The sequence below is a fragment of the Sphaerisporangium sp. TRM90804 genome (assembly GCF_029846175.1).
In the GTDB taxonomy this organism is placed as follows: domain Bacteria; phylum Actinomycetota; class Actinomycetes; order Streptosporangiales; family Streptosporangiaceae; genus Sphaerisporangium.
The window spans coordinates 233,671-250,648 of the sequence record NZ_JARWAC010000004.1 but is presented as its reverse complement, the minus strand read 5'-3'; the positions used below and the strand labels follow the sequence as shown (position 1 = coordinate 250,648).

Below are 16,978 nucleotides of genomic sequence, written 5' to 3'. Positions count from 1 at the left end.
GGACCGCGCGATGCCTGACCCCGACGAGTCGACCAGCCGCAGAGCGTGGACCGAGGTCGACGCCCGCTTCCGCGTGGAACGAGTTGACGGCGCCAAGCCCCCGGTCCTGTTCTCCACGCTCACCGGGGACGGCCAGGCGGACGGTTCCCATGCGCTTACCGAAGACCACGCTCGGCTGCTCGGTGGGGCGTTGATCCGCTACGCCAACCACTGCACCTGCAAGAGCCACACGTGACCACCGCAACGGCTGACGACGGCTACGACCACGAGCATGTGGAGAGACTCATGGTTGACCTCCGTGAGATCCGTCAACAGCTCCAAGCCCAGCTCGGCGCACTCCCCAACCGCCACGCCGACGCCACCCCGTACCGACCACCCGGCCCGGCCAGCCATCGGGCACAGCCCGCCCTGCTGGTTCTCCGCCCTGGTGACAAGGTCCTCGTGACCCTGGTCGAGGACCCCGGCCAAGCGGACGCCGACCGGCTAGCCACGGTCCTCAGCGAGTCGTTCCCCGGCGTCTCGTTCACCGTCATCGGCGGCATCTCCGGGATCTGCGTCCAGTCCTAACCCACACGCCCCTGCTCGCACCTAAGGAGGTGACGGGTGGGCAAGCACAGTACCTGGAACGAAGAGGACCACCCTCGCGCGTACGACGGCAAATTCGCCCACTCCAACGGCGGCCCCGACAGCGACGACGAACCACCCCGCCGGCGCGGCATGCCAGACGCTGCCGCAACGTCAACCGTCGCAGTCAGGGACGGCAAAGAGATCGCCCTGGACTACCACCCCGACGGCAGCGTCTCCATCTCCACAGGCAAACACAGCGTCTCCCTGACCCGGAACGCCGTCAACGACCTGAAGTACAACCTGTCGGACCTGGCCAGCGAAGCCGCCGGCGCGGGCGAAGAGGCATGGGTCAAGAGCATCGAAACCGACGCCCAAGGCCGACCCCGCTCCACCTTCGCCGCCCTGATCCGCAACGAAGGCCCCGGAACCGCATCCCTGCGTCTACCCCCCAACGACGACCCCTCAGCCGAGGAACTCCAGAACACCACCCCGGTCCACCTCAACCGCAAAGACGCCGACCAACTCGACCAGGCATTCACCCGCGTCCAAGCCGCCACCCGAGTAGACACCGGGTACGGCGACGCCGACATCCACATCACCGACGACAACAAGTTCGGCATCCGCCACATCGGCGACGACGGATACCCCACAGACGTGGAACTCAACCCCCGCTCGTACGCCAAACTCGCCCACGCCATCGACATCGTCATCGACGGCGGGGACGACGACGACGACTCTCTCGCCGACGACGACATCGTCACCAAGGAAACCGTCACCACCAACGCCGGCAAAGTCACCGTGGAACTCATCGGCGACTACGGCGGCAACAGCCCCACAGACCAGCTCCGCATCACCGCAGACGACGACTCCTGGGGCCTCATCATCGCCGGCCCCCACCAGCAGGCATTCAGCGACGCCATGTCCAAGGTCGAAGACGCCGGCGAGAACCTGGAGATCTACTACCCCGAGATGAAGCGGAGGAAGTAGACCCACACCCCGTGTGAGAGGTGACCCACATGGCACGCAGAGGAAACGCCACCACCCTGAAGTCGTACTGGCTCACCGGCCGCGGCGCGGCGAAGATCCGCTGGAACACCTCCGGTGACCACCGCAGATGCAGTACCCAGCTCCGGAAGTACCTCGGCCCCCGAGCCGCGGCTTACTGCGCAACACTGCACCGAACCGCGACAGGGATGTGGCCCGGCGACCGCCGCAACCGGTAACACAACGTCACATCAGCAGCGAAGGTCAGCGTTCCGGTGCAGGTCGCAAACCCCGAACTGTAATCATCCCAGCTCAGCGAGAGGCGGGATGAGCGTGACAGACCAACCCGCCGGCCCAGTCATCGACGGCCTCGGCCTCACCCTCGACCTACGCACAGACGACCTGGTCTCCGACGCCATCGTCATCGCCAAGGTCATAGGCCCAGACGGCATCCCCAAGGTCGTCATCTCCGACAGCCACAGCCTTGACTGGCTCAGCCAGTACGCCCTCATCAAGGCAGCCGAACGCATCAACGACAGCCAACAGTTCGTGTCAGTCGACGACGAAGACGACTAACACCATGGCACTACACCTCATGCCTCAACGCGAAGAGGCCGAGCACACCACCGCGTATGACTGCCCATGTGCACCGACACGTGAGGCAGTAGAGCACCAAGGCTCGATCCGATGGGCCGTCGTACATGGAATCCTGAGACGTCACCTCGGCGCGGAGCTTGACGTGACGACAAACAGTCACGCTTCGTGAAGCATATATGTCCCATTAAGGCACCCTCTGGGGATATGCCCCCTATGCCCGGTTTGTCCAAGCTCGGCAGGTATAGCCAGAGCGGTCCTGTACGGGTTTCCAGGCCCATGAGTCCTCGCTGTTCGTGATCCCTCTCGAAAGGCGTCTTGTGGCGTCTCACCCCCTTGGAGGTGGCCATCATGGGCGCTAGAGGCCCAGTTCCAAAGCGGTCGTCGGAACGTCGCCGTCGGAACAAGGAAGGCGGGGAGGTTGAGTCGGTCCGCGTACCAGCCACTGAGGTGGAGCGGCCGGAGCCTGATGAGTTGTGGCATCCCATCGCGCAGGATTGGTACGTGTCCCTGGCGGTCTCGGGCCAGGCGAAGTTCTATCAGCCTTCCGACTGGCAGGTGGCTCGGTATGTCGCCGAGGCGATGACGCGGAATCTCAACGCGTCCCGGTTCTCAGCTCAGATGTTCGCCGCTGTCATGGGGGCGATGACGGAGCTTCTCACCACGGAGGGGGCGCGCCGACGAGCGCGTCTTGAGCTTGAGCGTCGGCGACCTGATGACGAGGAGGCCGGCGTGACGGTGCTCGATGACTACCGCGCTGCTCTCGGCGGATAAGGGTTACCGCTTCGAGCCGATCAAGATTGGGCCGTCGTGGCGTACTGACGAGTCCGGCCGGTGGGTTCTTCCCGAGTTGACGCTGGGTTGGCACGCACTCGCGTGGACCCGCCTGTATCTACAGCACTCGGCGGGGAAGCCCTGGCGCTACACCAACGAACAGGCGCGGTTGACGCTGTGGTGGTACGCGGTCGACGCTAACGGTGAGTGGTTGTTCGATCAGGGCGTTCTACAGCGTCTCAAGGGTTGGGGCAAGGACCCGGTCTTGGCGACGTGGTCTGCGGTGGAGTTCGTAGGCCCGTCTCGCCCCACAGGGGAGTTGGCTCGTGCGGGCAACCTTCTTGGCATCCCGGAAGGGCAGCCCTTGGGGGCGCCGCATCCGGATGCGTGGATTCAGGTGGCTGCGGTCAGCCAACAGCAGACCAAGAACACCATGCGCCTGTTCCCTGGCCTGTTCACTAAGCGGGCCAAGGAGGAGTTCCAACTCGACATCGGCAAGGAAGTGGTCTACGCCCACAAAGGGGCGCAGCTCATAGAAGCAGTTACATCGTCACCAGCGACGCTTGAGGGCGCCCGGGCGACCTTCGTCGTGAAGAACGAAACACACCACTGGACGGCGAGCAACTCGGGCCATGACATGGCCGACGTTATCGAGCGAAATGCTGCTAAGTCTGCTGACGGATCCGCGCGGTACCTGTCGATCACCAATGCCTACGAGGATGGCCAGGATAGTGTCGCCGAACGGGAACGCACGGCATACGAGTTGGTGGAGTCGGGCCGCTCGTTGGCCTCACGAATCCTGTATGACTCGCTAGAAGCCCCCCCGGAGGCGCCGCTGTCGGCAGAAGCTGCCCCTGCGGTCGTGGACGCGATCCGCGGCGACTCGGTTTGGCTCAACAAGAGCCGCATCGTGCGGTCGATTCTTGATCCGAAAAACCCGCCTGGCAGGTCGCGGAGGTACTGGTACAACCAGATCAACGCCGCGGAGGACGCCTGGTTGGCACCGCATCTCTGGGATGCCTGCGGGGACTTCGACCGAGTACTACTCGACGGCGATGAGATCGTCATGTTCTTCGACGGGTCCAAAAGCGACGATGCCACTGGGCTCGTTGCCGCACGGGTCGCAGACGGATATGTAGGGACCCTTGGCGTTTGGCAACGTCCACCCGGTCTTGATCCCAAAGCGGTATGGAACGTCCCGCGGGACGAGGTCAATGCGGTCGTCGATGACGTCTTCGAAAGATACAAGGTGCTGGCGTTCTTCGCCGACCCTGGATCAGGCGAGGATGACCAGGGCGAACGCTACTGGGACCGCTACATCGACGCCTGGGCCGAACGCTATGGCGCCAAGCTGATGCTGCACGCAGTCAAGGTGGGTCCTGGCCGGCACGCCGTGATGTGGGACATGCGGTCTCCGGCTCGCCAGGAGCAGTTCACCACAGCGTGCGAGCGCACCGCGTCCGACGTCCTCGAACGCCAACTGGCCCACGACGGTCACAAGGTACTGCGTCAGCACGTTGTCAATGCACGCCGCCGGGTGAACCGGTGGGGCGTGAGCATCGGCAAGGAGCACCGCGAGTCCAAGAGAAAGATCGACTTGGCGGTGTGCACAGTGGGCGCGCGAATGATGCGGCGGATGCTGCTGAACAGTCATGAATGGCAGAAGAGGTCCCGCTCGTCCGGCAAGGGCCGAGTGATCGTACTTAGGTGAGGGGGTCTTCTTGGCTGCCGTGATCCCCGAGCTGCCGCTTCTCGCGCTGTCGGATGACGAAACCAATGTCCTGAACGCGTTGCGCGCGGAGTTGATGGCGCGGCGGTACCCGCTGGAATTGCGGGACGCGTACTACAACGGCGAGCAGCTTGTCCGGGACCTGGGGATTTCGATTCCGCCGCAGCTCCGCGGCCTGCACACCGTCATCGGGTGGCCGCAGATCGGCGTGGACGCCTTGGAGCAGCGCCTGGATATCGAGGCGCTGCGGTACAAGGGCGAACCGGACTCGTCGGATGAGCTGATGGAGCTGTGGGAGGCCAACGAGCTTGCCCATGAGTCGCAGCTCGGGCATCTGGACGCCCTGATCTACGGCCGGGCGTACATCGCAGTCGGGTCGGGTGACTGCGGGGGCGATGACTGCCCGCCGCTGATCAGCGTGGAATCGCCGCTCGACATGACGATCTTCTACGACGCGCGGGCGCGGGTCACTACCGCGGCGCTTCGGGTGTACAAGCTCGATGACGAGGACGCCGCGGTGTTGTACCTGCCGAACTCCTCGATCCACGTCGTGCAGACCAACACCGGCTGGGTCGTGATCGACCGCGATGACCACGACCTGGGAATCGTCCCGGTGGTCCGGATGGCGAACCGGCAGCGCACTGCGGACCGGATCGGGCACTCGGAGATCACGCAAGCTGTGATGTCGATCACCGATGCGGCGTGCCGGACGCTGCTGGGGATGGAGGTGGCGCGCGAGTTCTACGCCGCGCCGCAGCGGTACATCCTCGGCGCATCCGAAAGCGCGTTCCAAGACGCGGAAGGCAACGCGAAGTCGGCGTGGGAGACGTACATCGGCCGCGTCCTTGCGCTGGAGCGGGACGAGGACGGCGAGATCCCGCAGGTCGGCCAGTTCGCCGCCTACGACCCGTCCGCGTACACCCGGATCGTTGACCTGTACGCCCGAATCATGGCAACGCAGCTTGGTCTGCCGCCGCACTACCTGGGCTACACCACCGACAACCCCGCGTCAGCCGACGCGATCCGCTCCACCGAGGCGCAGCTTGTGAAGCGGGCCGAGCGGAAACAGCGACTGCTGGACGGGCCATGGGCCAACGCCATGCGGCTCGCCCTGCTCATCAAGACGGGCGACCTGCCTGACCGGGCCAAGCGCATCGAATGCGTGTGGCGCAACCCCGCGACTCCGACGGTGGCCGCGCAGACCGACGCCGCGGTCAAGCTCGTGCAAGCGGGCGTCCTCCCCGCAGGCTCGGAGGTGACCATGGAACTGGTCGGCCTTTCCGACGGCCAGCGTCGACGTGTCCAGGCGGATCAGAAACGGTCGCAGGGACGGCAGCTTCTCACGCAGGTTGGGCAGCGGATAAACGCCGCTCGGGCGGCAGAGGCTGCCGGTGTCGCAGGCGAGTAGAGCCGCTGAGCAGCAGGCCGCGCAGCGCGGGTTGCTCGCTGAGCTGCTGCGTGAATTCGCCGAACTGTGGGCGATCATCCGGCTCGGCGCATTCGCGACGACGATCCCTCAGTGGATCGCGGCTGTTGAGCTGCTGCTCGGCGAGTACGCGGCCATGTCGGCGACCCTGGCGGGCGACTACTACGACGAGGAACGTGACCTCGCGCGGGTCGGTGGCCGGTTCACGTTCCCCATGCCTGACGCGCCTCCACGGGAGAAGGTCGAGGCCAGTCTGCGGTGGGCCACCAAAGACCTGTGGATCCCCGAACAGCAGGCTCCTGCGCCCATCGAGGAGCGGCTACGCGTAGCTGAAGACAAGGCGGGCGGCGCGGCTCAGAAGATCGTGGCGGACGTCGGCCGCGAGGCTGTCCTCGCCGCGGTCGATGAAGACCCGCAGGCCATCGGATGGTTCCGCGTGGCCGCGCCGAACGCCTGCGCCTTCTGCCGAATGCTGGCAATACGCGGGGCTGTCTACCAGTCCGAGCAGACCGCTGACTTCCAAGCTCACAACTCGTGCTCCTGTACGGCCGCCCCGGTGTTCGAGGGGCAGACGTGGGAGCCGCCGGCCGATGTCGCCGAGTGGCGCCGCATGTACGAGGACTCCACCAAGGGCGAGCGGAACAAGTTGAAGGCGTTCCGCCGCGCGGTCGAAGGCCGCTAACCACCCCACCCCCTTAAGGCCCGCCGCTGCGCGGGCCTTTCTCATGCCCCCGTCGCTATCGCGCGGGTGATCACCCATGCCCTTAGCCGCGATGGCGGGGGCCCAAGGAAGGCCGCGATGGCTGACAACGACAACACCCCCGAGCCCACCGACGACGACACCCAGCAGGGTGCCGCCGAGCCCACCGAGGACAACTCCGCGACGGAGGACCCCCAGGGCGACGAAGGGAAGCTTGGTACCGCCGGTAAGGCGGCACTGGAGCAGGAACGCAAGGCGCGGCGCGAAGCCGAGAAGGCCAGGCGTGAAGCGGATCGGGCTCGACGCGAGCTTGAGAAGCAGCTCCAGGAGTTCCAGGACAGGGACAAGAGCGACACCGAGAAGGCCGTCGCTCGCGCCGAGGGCGCCGAAAAGCGCGTCGCCGGGCTGCTTCAGCGCGCCGTGCGGGCCGAGGTCCGCGCGTTGGCCACTGATCGGTTCGCCGACCCAGAGGACGCGATGGCGTTCCTGGACCTCGCGACCTACTCCGACGAGGAAGGCGAGATCGACGCCGCGCAGATCAAGGCCGATCTGGCTGACCTGCTGGAACGCAAGCCCCATCTGGCGAAGAAGGCGTCCGAGCCGGAGCGCAAGCGCCCGGCCCCTGACAGGACGCAGGCGTCCAGCGCCAATTCCCCACGATCCGCAACCCCCGAAGACCAATTCGCGGGGTTCGTCAAATCGCGGCTCGCTAAGGGCCGCTGAAAGGTAACGCCTCATGGTCGCCACTGACCCTCTGCTGCTTTCCGATGTCAACGATGCACTGCTGCCGCGGACCATCACCGCCCCGATCTTCGAGAAGTCGGTGGAGCAGTCCGCGATCATGTCGCTCGCGCGGCGTGCCCCGCTGGCCATCGACGCCACCACGTCCATCCCGGTCCCGATGGACGTTCCCACCGCTGACTGGGTGGGGCAGGGCGCCCGTAAGCCGCTGTCCAGCGGCGGTATCGACGTCAAGCAGATGACCGCCAAGAAGCTCGCTGTTCTCATCCCGGTCGCTGAAGAGGTCGTCATGACCAACGCGGGCGGCCTGTGGACGCAGCTTCAGAACGACCTGCCGACCGCGTTCGCGCGGGCCTTCGACTACGCCGCCATCCACGGCAAGTCGATGAAGGGAGCGTCCGGCCCGTTCCCGGACCACCTGATCGAGACCACCAAGTGGCAGGCCCTCGGCACCGCCGCGGACTCCGCCGGCGGCGTGTACGCCGACCTGGTCAACGGCATGGCGGAGGTCGTCGACGACGACTGGGACTTCACCGGTTTCGCCGCGGACCCGCGGCTGAAGCCTCAGCTTCTCCTGGCCACCGACACCAACGGCCGCCCGATCTTCGTGGACACCACCACGGCCGGCACCGGTGCCGCTTCGGCCGGAACCCTGATCGGTGAGGACCTGGCGTACTCGCGTGCGGTGTCGGGCAAGCACCGCCGGCAGTCCACCAGCTCCGACACGGGTCTGCGGGCGATCGGCGGCGACTGGTCGCAGGCGGCGTACGGCGTCGGTATGGACATCACCGTCCGCATCTCCAAGGAAGCCACGTACGTGGACGAGGAGGGCGGAGTGCACAGCGCCTTCCAGGAGAACCTTGTGCTGCTCCTGGCGGAGGCGTTCTACGGCTTCGTCGTGGGCGACGTCGAGGCGTTCGTGAAGTACACCTCCGCGGGCTACGTCTCCTGATGCCGCCTCGTCGGAGGGCGGATGGTGCTCCTCCGCCGAAACGAGCACGAGCAGCCAAGGTTGAGACGGAGGGCGGCGCCGAGCAGGTTCCGCCCTCCGCTGCTGTCCAGGCCCCGCCCATGGAGAAGGCGGAGTCGCCGAAGCGGATCATTGTGCGGATCCACTCGGCGCCTCCGCACCACAACGCCGGCGGAGAGATGGCGCTCTTCTCGATGCTGCGCCCGCTCGCGGCGCGCGGGCATCGGGTCGAGGTGTGGTTGTCGCGGTACGGCAAGGCGCGGGATCCGTACATGCTCGACGGGGTCCTGGTCATCCCGCTGGCGTCGCGGCTTGACTTCGGTTCCGCGATCCGCCACGCGGACGTGGTGATCTCCCAGTACGAGAACGTGCCGTCTGCGGCGGCGCTGGCACGCGGGTACGGCATCCCGTTCGTGGCGTTGGCGCACAACCCGGCGCCGGTGATCTTCAAGAACATCGCGTCGGGGACGACCGCGATGGTCGTCTACAACAGCCTGCATTTGCAGGCCGAGGCCGAGGCGCTGTTCGCGGAGCGTCCCAAGTGGACGCGCCCGACGCGGGGCATGGTGGTACGACCGCCAGTCTTCGCTCAGGACTACGCCACCAAGCCGGGTGACCGGATCACGCTGATCAACCTGAACTCCGCCAAGGGCGGTGACTTGTTCTGGAAGGTCGCGTCGCGGCTCCCCGAGCACCGATTCCTGGCGGTTCAGGGGGCCTACGGGCAGCAGATCCTGCGGGACCTGCCGAACGTGGACGTGATCGAGCAGGTGCCGTCCGAGCAGATGCGGGACCAGGTGTACGCCCGTACCCGGGTCCTGCTGGTGCCGTCCCATGTGGAGTCGTGGGGCCGGGTCGGTGTCGAGGCCATGGCCAGTGGTATCCCGGTCATCGCGAACCCCACGGCGGGCCTGTCGGAGTCCCTCGGCGACGCCGGCATCTTCTGCGACGTGGACGACATCGACGCGTGGGTGGCTTCGATCCGGGCGCTAGACAACCCCGCGGAGTGGCAGGCCGCGTCCGACCGGGCGTTCCAGCGGTCCAAGGATCTCGACCCGGCGCAGGATTTGGCGGCGTGGGTGGAAGCCATCGAGGCTCTCTAAGGAGGACCCGTGGCGGTCACTGCTGTCGACCTAGCCCTGTACCTGGACCTCACGGAGATCAACGCTGATCGGGCTGACCTGCTGATCGCGCAGGCGACCGCTTACGCGGAGTCGGTGGTCACGCCGCTGCCCGCTGGCGCGAGCGCGATTGTGCTGGCCATGGCGGGACGGGCTTACGCCAACCCGCAGGGTGTCAGCAGTGAGACGGTGGGCCCGTACACGGTGCAACGCCCGCAGGCTGGGCTGTACATGACCAAGGCCGAAACCGCGGCGCTGAAAAGGCTGGCCGGTCGTGGGGGAGCGTTCACCGTCGACCCGACGCCGGCCGCTGCGTCCCCGGCGGCGACGTGGCCGTTGGACGCCGATCCCGAGGGGTGGCCGGACTCGCGGCTGTGGACTGATGTCGGGTGGCGCTGATGCCGCTCCCACTGCCGCAGGGCGTCACCATCGTGGTTCTCACCCCGGGGACCCCGGTCCGGGACAGCGCAGGCAACTACCGTCCTGGCCCGGACGTCGAGACCGAGGTCGAGGGCTGCGCGGTGTGGCCCACCGGCAGCACCGAGAACGAAGACGCCCAGGTCCAGACCGCGGAACGGGTGACGGTGCTCGCTCCGTACGGGACGGTCGCCACGAACATCAGCCGGGTCCGGGTCTGGGGAGCGGTCTACAACGTGGAGGGCGCTCCGCTGCCGTGGGCGTCGCCATTGACCGGGACCCGGGCTGGGATTCAACTCCAGCTCGAACGCGTAACCGGCTGAGGGGAGGGGCTGTGGCTCAACGAGCCTCATTCCGGCCGAACAACAAGGGCATCGGGCTCATCCTGCGCTCCAAGCAGATGGAACGCGAGATGACGACCCGGGCCCGAGTCGTCGAGAGCTACGCCGTGGCGGACCCTCCCCGTGATTCTGGCGAGTACGCGGCCTCGTTCTCGGTGGAGTCCGGGCAGGACAAGTGCCCGATCAAGCTGGGGACGGCTGACCGGGCCTGGGCCATGGTCCGCAACTCTGCCGGTCACGCCGCGGCGGTCGAATTCGGAAACGCTCGCGTCGGCGAAGGCCAGCGCGTCATGGGCCGCGCCGCAGATCGGGTGACGTCCGAGTGATCGACGTGGAGGCGCTGGTCGCCACGTGGATCGAAGCCAACGTGGACGACACCCGCGGTATGACGGAGACCCCGGCCAATCTCGACACCCTGTTGCCCGTGGCGAAAGTCATGAAGATCGGTGGCTCATACGACGGGTTCCGCATCACCCGCGCCACGGTCGACGTCGACTTCTTCGACTCCACCCGTGACCGTGCCTGGAGCGGGGCCCTGCACGTGCAGTGGTGCCTGCACAACCTTTTCGTCAGGCGCCGCCAGGGCGATGCGGTGGTCGCCCGGGTCGAGACGCTAACCGATCCACGGCGACTGCCTTACGACAACACCAATCTGCGCCGTGTCGGTGCCACCTACAGGATCACGGTCCATCCGGCCTGATCTCAGCCATCACTTCAGCCCCGTGCCTGCCGGCCGGGGCTTTTTGCATTGAAGGGATCTTCGATGGTTACGATTGCTCGCGCCGACGACCTGGCCGTTGTCGGTGCTGATGGAGGTGCGTGGGCGGCTCCGCTGGGCACCGCTCAGCCTCTCGACCCGCGCAACGCCCCCGGTTCGCCGTGGATGGCGATCGGCGCCATCTCCGACGACGGTCTCGCCATGGGGTTCGACGAGGACTCCGAGTCGTTCACTGCATGGGGACAGACCAGCCCGTTCCGCACGGTGATCACCAGCTCGACTCGTACGTTCCAGTTCACGATGTGGGAGACCCGGCGCCCCATCGTCCGCAGCCTGATGTTCCGCAAGGACGTTGCCGACCTCGACCCGACCGACGGTGTGACCACCTTCGCGGAGTCTGGCAGCGCGACCCCGGACCGCCGGGCGTGGATCTTCGACATCTACGACGGTGACAACTTCGAGCGGATCTTCGTCCCTGAGGGTGAGATCACCGACCGAGGCGACACCACGGCGGCCAACGGCGAGATGCAGGGTTACGAGATCACCGTCACGGCTTACCCGGACTCTGCAAACAACATCAGCTACCGCTCCTATTTGGCGCCTGAGCTGACGGAGGTCAACTCCTGATGGCTCAGACGCAGCCGAAGCTCATCACCCAGGACGGCGAACCGGTCGTCCACTTCGACGCCGATGCTGTTGAGGAAGAGGCGCTGGAAAGTGTCTTCACCTTCCGGCACGGCGGCGAGATGTTCCAGATGCTCCCGCCTGAGCAGGCGGATTGGAAGATCGCTGCGGATCTCTCCGAGGGCGAAGGCATGAAGGCATTCATGGCGGAACTGCTCGGCGACGATTACGAGCGGTTCGCTGAGAAGCCGATGTCGTCGAAGAAGCTCGGCATGACCATCGATGCCTGTTCGGCCTTCTACGGCGTCAAGCCGGGGGAATCCAAGGCCTCCAAGCGCTCATCGAGGAGCACGCGGAGGCGCTAGAAGGCGACCTCATCTTCCACTGCAACGGCCAAGACATCCGCGATGTCTACAGGCCAGGTGGTGGGCTCAGTCGTCTCACCTGGCGGCGTCTCGGCGTGATGATTCGGCGGCTTCCGCCCGAGTCGGCGTTCAAAACGGCGCTCCGTGACGCCATGTCCGACGGCGAGCTGAAAGAAGCGTCGCAGACGGCAGACCCATCGACCGGTCAGTGGTCAAAAACGGAGATGCTGCTCGCCGAGCTGATCGACGCGGTTCGGTACCTGCGGTACACCACGCTGCGTCTCCAGGCAGGCAAGAAGGCCGGGAAGGCGCCTGACCCGGTTCCCCGGCCGGGCGTGAAGCCCAAGGTGGCAAAGAAGCGGCAGCTCAGCGCGGCGCAGCGGGAGTTGCTGTTCCGCCGCATTCAGGGCGCGTACATCGAGGGCGAAGTCCTCGGTGAGGAAGCCCAGCCCGCCGTGGTACGGCGGCAGGTACCCAACACTCCCGACTCGTAGGCCGGTCTCGCGGCTCCTATCCGAAAGGTCGGGGGTGCGCTGTGGCTGGAGGGGAATTCACCGCTGGCGATGTGATCGTCCCGGTCGTCCCTTCCGCCCGAGGCTTCATCACTGACCTGAAGAAGCAAGTCCTCGGCGGCGCTTACAAGCTCGGCCAGGACATCGGCCGGGACATGCAGCGGGGCATTCAGGACTCGCTCAAGGGCGTCTACGAGCCGCTGCGCGAGGAGACCCGTAAGCAGCAGCAGCGGGCACCTCGGGACGGCGAGGAAGTCGCGGGCGCGTTTGCCCGCGGTTTCCAGGCACGGCTTCGGTCGGCGTTCCAGTCGCTGCCCAAGGCGGAGGTCGACGCCGACACCACGGCCGCCGACGCCGCCCTGGCGGGTCTTCGGACCCGGATGCAGGAGCTGTCCAGCAAAACAGTCGGCGTCGACCTGGACGCCGGCGCAGCGCTCGCCGAAGTCGCAGCCATCCAACGCGAGCTGGAGGCGCTGGACGGCAAGAACGTCTCCGCGGACGTCCGTGTCGACATCGCTTCGGCTCTCGCCGAGCTGAGGGCTCTGCAAGCCGCGGTGTCGGACCTGGACGCCAAGACCGCACGCCCGCGGATCGACGTGGATGTGTCGGGGGCTCTCGCTTCCATCGGTCTTGTCGCCGCAGCGATCGCCAGCCTGGCGGCCATCCCGGTGGGAGCGTCCCTCGGCGCCGGGCTGCTCGCCCTGTCGGGGCCGCTGGCCGCGGCTGGCGCGGGGTTCGGCGCCTTCGGAGCGGTCGCCACGTCGACGGTCGGCCGGATTAATGAAGCGTTGCAGCAGCAGGAGCAGGCCACTGAATCTGCTGCGAAGGCAACCAAATCCGCAGCTGGTGTGGCGGCAGAGGCGGCGTCGAACAGCCTGCAACTGGTGCTTGCCGAGCAGCGCATCACCGACGCCAAGAAGACCGCGCGCCAAGCGGAAGCGGACCTGACGCAGGCCCGGATCGACGCTAAGCGGGCGATCGAGGACCTGGCCCGCTCGGTCAAGGACGCGGCGCTGGCCGAGGAAGACGCGGCACTCAGCGTCGAAGAGGCGCGCAAGCGGCTGGCCGAGGTCCGCGCGGACCCCAAGGCCGATGAGCTGGAGCGCAAGCGCGCCGAACTCAATTACCGGCAGTCGGTGCAGCGGCTCGAAGACCAGCGGACCCGAACCAAGCGGCTGAAGGAAGACCAGGCCGCTGCGGACAAGGCCGGGATCGAAGGATCTAAGCAGGTCACGGCGGCTAAGGATCGGCTGGCGGCGGCGAACCGGCAGGTCTCTCAGGCCGAAGCGCAGCTCCGTGTGCTGCGCCTTCAGCAGGCCGCTGCCGCCGCCAAGGAAGCACAGGCCACCAGCGGACTGGTAACCAAGATGGCCGCGCTGTCACCCGCGGCGAAGGCCGCGGCCAAGCAGATCAAAGCCTTCAAGGACGCCTACTTGGCGTGGCAGGAGAAGCTGGAGCCTGCGGTCCTGCCCGTGATCACGGGCGGCCTGAAGTTCATGCGGGCGATGTTCAAGCCCCTCACTCCGTTGATCCAGGGGACGGCTGGGGCGCTCGTAAGCCTGGAGAAGACCGCCACCAAGGCCCTGGGCGGGAAGTTCTGGACCGACTTCTTCGATCAGTTGTCGAAGGAAGCGCCGGGCGCGATCACAGGGCTCGGCAAGTCGATGATGAACGTCGGCACAGGGATCGCCGGGATCATCAAGGCGTTCCTGCCCTTCTCTAAGGACGTCGTCGGCGGCATCGAGAAGGGCACCGCGGCTTTCGCCAAGTGGGGCAAGGGGCTCGGCGCGTCTGAGGAGTTCAAGGCGTTCATCGCCTACGCCCGCGAGAACCTGCCCAAGGTCGGCACAGTCATCCAGAACGTTGCCACGATCTTCGGCAAACTGTTCTCGGGCTTCTCGGGCGACGGCGCCAACGTGCTGGACGTCTTGGTCGACATCACGACCTACATCGCCGGGCTCGACCCCGAAACCTTGCGGGCGTTTGCCCTCGCCGCACTGGGCGTGGCTACTGCGTTCGCCGCGTGGCGGGGCATCACCACGGTCGTCGACGGGGTCAAGAAGTCGATCGAGACCACTAAGAGCATCATCAACGGCGCCAAGACGGTGTGGGGTGGTCTCGGTGACGCCGCAAGCAAGGCCAAGGACGTCGTCAAGAGGGCGGCCGGCGGCATAGCGTCCGCAGCAAAGACCGCTGGCACCGGCGCCAGCAAGGCTGGGTCCGCGGTCTGGACGGGCATCCAGACCGCGGCGTCCAAGGCGGCGAGCGTCGCCCGGACGTCAGCCACGACCATCGCAAACGCAGCGAGAACAGCCGGTGCGGCGACCGCGAAGGGCGCGTCCGCGGCATGGAGCGGTATCCAAGTCGCTGCTTCGCGAGCAGGTGCGGCGGCTAAGACCGCGGGCACCGCGATCGTCACCGCGGGCAGGGCTGCGGCTACCGCTGCGGTCGGGCTGGGCCGGGTCGCTTTCCAGTACGCGGCGATCGCTGTTCAGGCTGGTGTCGCCGCGGCCCGGCAAATCGCGGCCGCAGCGGCTTCGGCCATCGTGCGGGCGGCGACCGTCGCGTGGACAGCCGTCCAATGGCTGCTCAACGCCGCACTCAACGCCAACCCCATCGGGCTGATCGTCATCGCGATCACTGCCCTGGTCGCGGCGCTGATCTACGCCTGGAACAACTCGGAGACGTTCCGCACCGTCGTGACGTCCGTCTGGGAGGCCATCAAGACCGCGATCTCCGCAGCGTGGACGAACGTCATCCAGCCCGCCCTCCAGGCGATCTGGACGTTCATCACGACCGTTCTGATGCCGGTGTTCACGGCCCTGTGGAACAACGTCATCAAGCCCGCGTGGGACGGGATCTCCGCTGCCATCCGGTCGGCGTGGACCGGTGTCATCCAACCGGCGTTGCAGGCGTTGTGGAACTTCATCACCGTCACGCTTGCTCCGAAGATCCTGTGGCTGTGGAACACGATCATCAAGCCCACCTGGGACTTCATCAGCTCGGCCATCAAGGCGGCCTGGACGAACGTCATCCAGCCTGCGCTTCAGGCGTTGTGGAACTTCCTGACCAATACCCTCGGGCCCAAGATCTTGTGGTTCCACACCAACGTGGTCCAGCCGGTGTTCAACAAGGTCGGCGAGATCATCAAGGGCGCGTGGGACAAGGTCATCAAGCCTGTCTTCGACACCCTGGTCAAGGTCGTCACCGAGGACATCCCGAAGGGATTCCAGACGGGTGTCGAGGCGATCAGCAAGGCGTGGCAGGGCATCCAGGACGCGGCGAAGAAGCCGGTCGAGTTCATCATCAACACCGTCTACAACAAGGGCATCGTCACCGTCTGGAACGCGGTCGCCGACATCCTGGGGTTGAAGGACAAACGGCTTCAGCCGATCAGCGCATTCGCCAAGGGCGGCATCTACCCGGGGTACACGCCCGGGAAGGACGTCGGCTTCGCGGCCGTCTCCGGCGGCGAGGCCATCATGCGGCCGGAGTGGACGCGGGCAGTTGGGGAGAAGTATGTCCACGGCGCGAACGCCGCAGCCCGCTCGGGCGGCGTCGGAGGCGTGGCCAGATTCCTCGGCGTCGCAGGCGACCCCGGCTTCGCTGGCGCGTTCGCTGGCGGTGGCATCATCGGTGACATCCGCGACATGCTCGCCGGCGGGCTCAAGGCCGGCGCCGAGGCCTTCCTCAACCCGTTGCTCGATCAGGCGGGTAAGGCCATGGGCGGGTCCCGGTGGGGCGAGATGCTCGTTGAAGCGCCCAAGCAGATGATCGGGAACGTGATCAAGTGGATCGGTGACAACGACACCGGTTCAGGCGACGGCGGTAAGGCCGTCGCGTTCGCGCGGGCGCAGCTCGGCAAGCCGTACCAGTGGGGAGCGACCGGCCCGAACACCTTCGACTGCTCGGGCCTAGTCATGCGGGCGTGGCAGTCCGCGGGCGTGGGGGACATCCCGCGGACGACCTACGGCCAGATTCCGTGGGTCAAGCCGGTGAAGAAGCCTCAGCCGGGCGACTTGGGCTTCCCGCACGACGGGCACGTGTGGATGTACTCCGGTAACAACAAAATCATTGAGGCGCCGTACACCGGAGCGCATGTCCGCGAGGTCGCGGCACGTTCGGCAATGCTCATCGGCCGGCCGCCGTCGCTGTTCGACTCGGGCGGGTTCCTGCCGATGGGCACGTCGGTGGTACACAACGGCACCGGGCGGCCCGAGCCGGTTCTCACCGACCGGCAGTGGCAGGCCATCGCCGAAGCCCCGACCCGCGGCGGAGACGGAGGGCCGCTCGTCAACATCGAGCACATGCCGGTCACCCCCGAGCAGTCTCCGTACGCCATCGCCGATGACCTGTCGTACATCCTGGGGAGCCGGGCCCGGCTCCGGCGGTGAG

20 protein-coding genes are annotated in these 16,978 nt (G+C 66.5%); all 20 read left to right on the top strand.

Annotation, left to right across the window (positions count from 1 at the left end):
* The first annotated feature begins 10 nt into the window (after positions 1-10).
* The 20 genes from PYR91_RS04930 to PYR91_RS04835 all read left to right on the top strand — a co-directional run bounded on the left by PYR91_RS04930 (position 11) and on the right by PYR91_RS04835 (position 16,977).
* A complete protein-coding gene (locus tag PYR91_RS04930; RefSeq protein ID WP_279777729.1) occupies positions 11-235 on the top strand; it encodes a hypothetical protein in 225 nt (74 codons plus the stop codon).
* A gap of 50 nt (positions 236-285) precedes the next feature.
* Complete coding sequence (locus PYR91_RS04925) at positions 286-567, top strand: hypothetical protein (protein WP_279777728.1); 282 nt, start codon at positions 286-288, stop codon at positions 565-567.
* Positions 568-603: 36 nt separating this feature from the next.
* A complete protein-coding gene (locus PYR91_RS04920) occupies positions 604-1,554 on the top strand; it encodes a hypothetical protein (RefSeq protein WP_279777727.1) in 951 nt (316 codons plus the stop codon).
* A 29-nt stretch (positions 1,555-1,583) separates the two neighbouring features.
* Positions 1,584-1,790, top strand: coding sequence for a hypothetical protein (locus tag PYR91_RS04915; protein WP_279777726.1), 207 nt, complete (start codon positions 1,584-1,586; stop codon positions 1,788-1,790).
* 88 nt (positions 1,791-1,878) lie between these two features.
* The gene (locus PYR91_RS04910; RefSeq protein WP_279777725.1) at positions 1,879-2,127 is read left to right on the top strand and encodes a hypothetical protein; all 249 of its coding nucleotides are present in this window, start codon (positions 1,879-1,881) and stop codon (positions 2,125-2,127) included.
* 468 nt (positions 2,128-2,595) lie between these two features.
* Complete coding sequence (locus tag PYR91_RS04905; RefSeq protein WP_279777724.1) at positions 2,596-2,919, top strand: hypothetical protein; 324 nt, start codon at positions 2,596-2,598, stop codon at positions 2,917-2,919.
* Entirely contained in the window at positions 2,891-4,630 is a 1,740-nt protein-coding gene (locus tag PYR91_RS04900; RefSeq protein ID WP_279777722.1) for a hypothetical protein, read from the top strand. Before PYR91_RS04905 ends, PYR91_RS04900 begins: the two co-directional genes overlap by 29 nt.
* 19 nt (positions 4,631-4,649) lie before the next feature.
* Positions 4,650-6,056, top strand: a complete 1,407-nt coding sequence (locus PYR91_RS04895) for a phage portal protein (RefSeq protein ID WP_279777721.1) — start codon at positions 4,650-4,652, stop codon at positions 6,054-6,056.
* Positions 6,040-6,756 carry a hypothetical protein gene (locus tag PYR91_RS04890; protein WP_279777720.1) on the top strand — a complete coding sequence of 239 codons (717 nt, stop codon included), beginning with the start codon at positions 6,040-6,042 and terminating at the stop codon, positions 6,754-6,756. Before PYR91_RS04895 ends, PYR91_RS04890 begins: the two co-directional genes overlap by 17 nt.
* Before the next feature lie 117 nt (positions 6,757-6,873).
* Positions 6,874-7,497: a hypothetical protein gene (locus tag PYR91_RS04885; protein ID WP_279777719.1), complete on the top strand. Its 624-nt coding sequence runs from the start codon at positions 6,874-6,876 to the stop codon at positions 7,495-7,497.
* A gap of 13 nt (positions 7,498-7,510) precedes the next feature.
* Positions 7,511-8,467 (top strand): phage major capsid protein, encoded by a 957-nt coding sequence (locus tag PYR91_RS04880; protein ID WP_279777718.1) that lies wholly within the window; start codon positions 7,511-7,513, stop codon positions 8,465-8,467.
* Between the two features lie 119 nt (positions 8,468-8,586).
* The gene (locus PYR91_RS04875) at positions 8,587-9,588 is read left to right on the top strand and encodes a glycosyltransferase family 4 protein (RefSeq protein WP_279777717.1); all 1,002 of its coding nucleotides are present in this window, start codon (positions 8,587-8,589) and stop codon (positions 9,586-9,588) included.
* A 9-nt stretch (positions 9,589-9,597) separates the two neighbouring features.
* Positions 9,598-10,005 carry a hypothetical protein gene (locus PYR91_RS04870; RefSeq protein ID WP_279777716.1) on the top strand — a complete coding sequence of 136 codons (408 nt, stop codon included), beginning with the start codon at positions 9,598-9,600 and terminating at the stop codon, positions 10,003-10,005.
* On the top strand, positions 10,005-10,346 hold the full coding sequence (locus tag PYR91_RS04865) for a hypothetical protein (RefSeq protein ID WP_279777715.1): 342 nt from the start codon (positions 10,005-10,007) through the stop codon (positions 10,344-10,346). Before PYR91_RS04870 ends, PYR91_RS04865 begins: the two co-directional genes overlap by 1 nt.
* An 11-nt stretch (positions 10,347-10,357) precedes the next feature.
* On the top strand, positions 10,358-10,690 hold the full coding sequence (locus PYR91_RS04860; protein ID WP_279777714.1) for a hypothetical protein: 333 nt from the start codon (positions 10,358-10,360) through the stop codon (positions 10,688-10,690).
* The gene (locus PYR91_RS04855; protein ID WP_279777713.1) at positions 10,687-11,064 is read left to right on the top strand and encodes a hypothetical protein; all 378 of its coding nucleotides are present in this window, start codon (positions 10,687-10,689) and stop codon (positions 11,062-11,064) included. The genes PYR91_RS04860 and PYR91_RS04855 overlap by 4 nt, the downstream gene beginning before the upstream one ends.
* A 63-nt stretch (positions 11,065-11,127) precedes the next feature.
* A complete protein-coding gene (locus PYR91_RS04850; protein ID WP_279777712.1) occupies positions 11,128-11,709 on the top strand; it encodes a hypothetical protein in 582 nt (193 codons plus the stop codon).
* A complete protein-coding gene (locus PYR91_RS04845; protein ID WP_279777711.1) occupies positions 11,709-12,071 on the top strand; it encodes a hypothetical protein in 363 nt (120 codons plus the stop codon). Before PYR91_RS04850 ends, PYR91_RS04845 begins: the two co-directional genes overlap by 1 nt.
* 152 nt (positions 12,072-12,223) lie before the next feature.
* Positions 12,224-12,565 (top strand): hypothetical protein, encoded by a 342-nt coding sequence (locus tag PYR91_RS04840; RefSeq protein WP_279777710.1) that lies wholly within the window; start codon positions 12,224-12,226, stop codon positions 12,563-12,565.
* Between the two features lie 71 nt (positions 12,566-12,636).
* Complete coding sequence (locus PYR91_RS04835) at positions 12,637-16,977, top strand: NlpC/P60 family protein (RefSeq protein ID WP_279777709.1); 4,341 nt, start codon at positions 12,637-12,639, stop codon at positions 16,975-16,977.
* Position 16,978 lies beyond the last annotated feature (1 nt).

Bases quoted from the DNA above. Each gene is read 5' to 3' on its own strand.
- PYR91_RS04930 (WP_279777729.1), top strand. From the start codon at position 11: ATGCCTGACCCCGACGAGTCGACCAGCCGCAGAGCGTGGACCGAGGTC.
- PYR91_RS04925 (WP_279777728.1), top strand. From the start codon at position 286: ATGGTTGACCTCCGTGAGATCCGTCAACAGCTCCAAGCCCAGCTCGGC.
- PYR91_RS04915 (WP_279777726.1), top strand. From the start codon at position 1,584: ATGGCACGCAGAGGAAACGCCACCACCCTGAAGTCGTACTGGCTCACC.
- PYR91_RS04910 (WP_279777725.1), top strand. From the start codon at position 1,879: ATGAGCGTGACAGACCAACCCGCCGGCCCAGTCATCGACGGCCTCGGC.
- PYR91_RS04900 (WP_279777722.1), top strand. From the start codon at position 2,891: ATGACTACCGCGCTGCTCTCGGCGGATAAGGGTTACCGCTTCGAGCCG.
- PYR91_RS04885 (WP_279777719.1), top strand. From the start codon at position 6,874: ATGGCTGACAACGACAACACCCCCGAGCCCACCGACGACGACACCCAG.
- PYR91_RS04880 (WP_279777718.1), top strand. From the start codon at position 7,511: ATGGTCGCCACTGACCCTCTGCTGCTTTCCGATGTCAACGATGCACTG.
- PYR91_RS04875 (WP_279777717.1), top strand. From the start codon at position 8,587: ATGGAGAAGGCGGAGTCGCCGAAGCGGATCATTGTGCGGATCCACTCG.
- PYR91_RS04865 (WP_279777715.1), top strand. From the start codon at position 10,005: ATGCCGCTCCCACTGCCGCAGGGCGTCACCATCGTGGTTCTCACCCCG.
- PYR91_RS04850 (WP_279777712.1), top strand. From the start codon at position 11,128: ATGGTTACGATTGCTCGCGCCGACGACCTGGCCGTTGTCGGTGCTGAT.
- PYR91_RS04845 (WP_279777711.1), top strand. From the start codon at position 11,709: ATGGCTCAGACGCAGCCGAAGCTCATCACCCAGGACGGCGAACCGGTC.
- PYR91_RS04840 (WP_279777710.1), top strand. From the start codon at position 12,224: ATGTCCGACGGCGAGCTGAAAGAAGCGTCGCAGACGGCAGACCCATCG.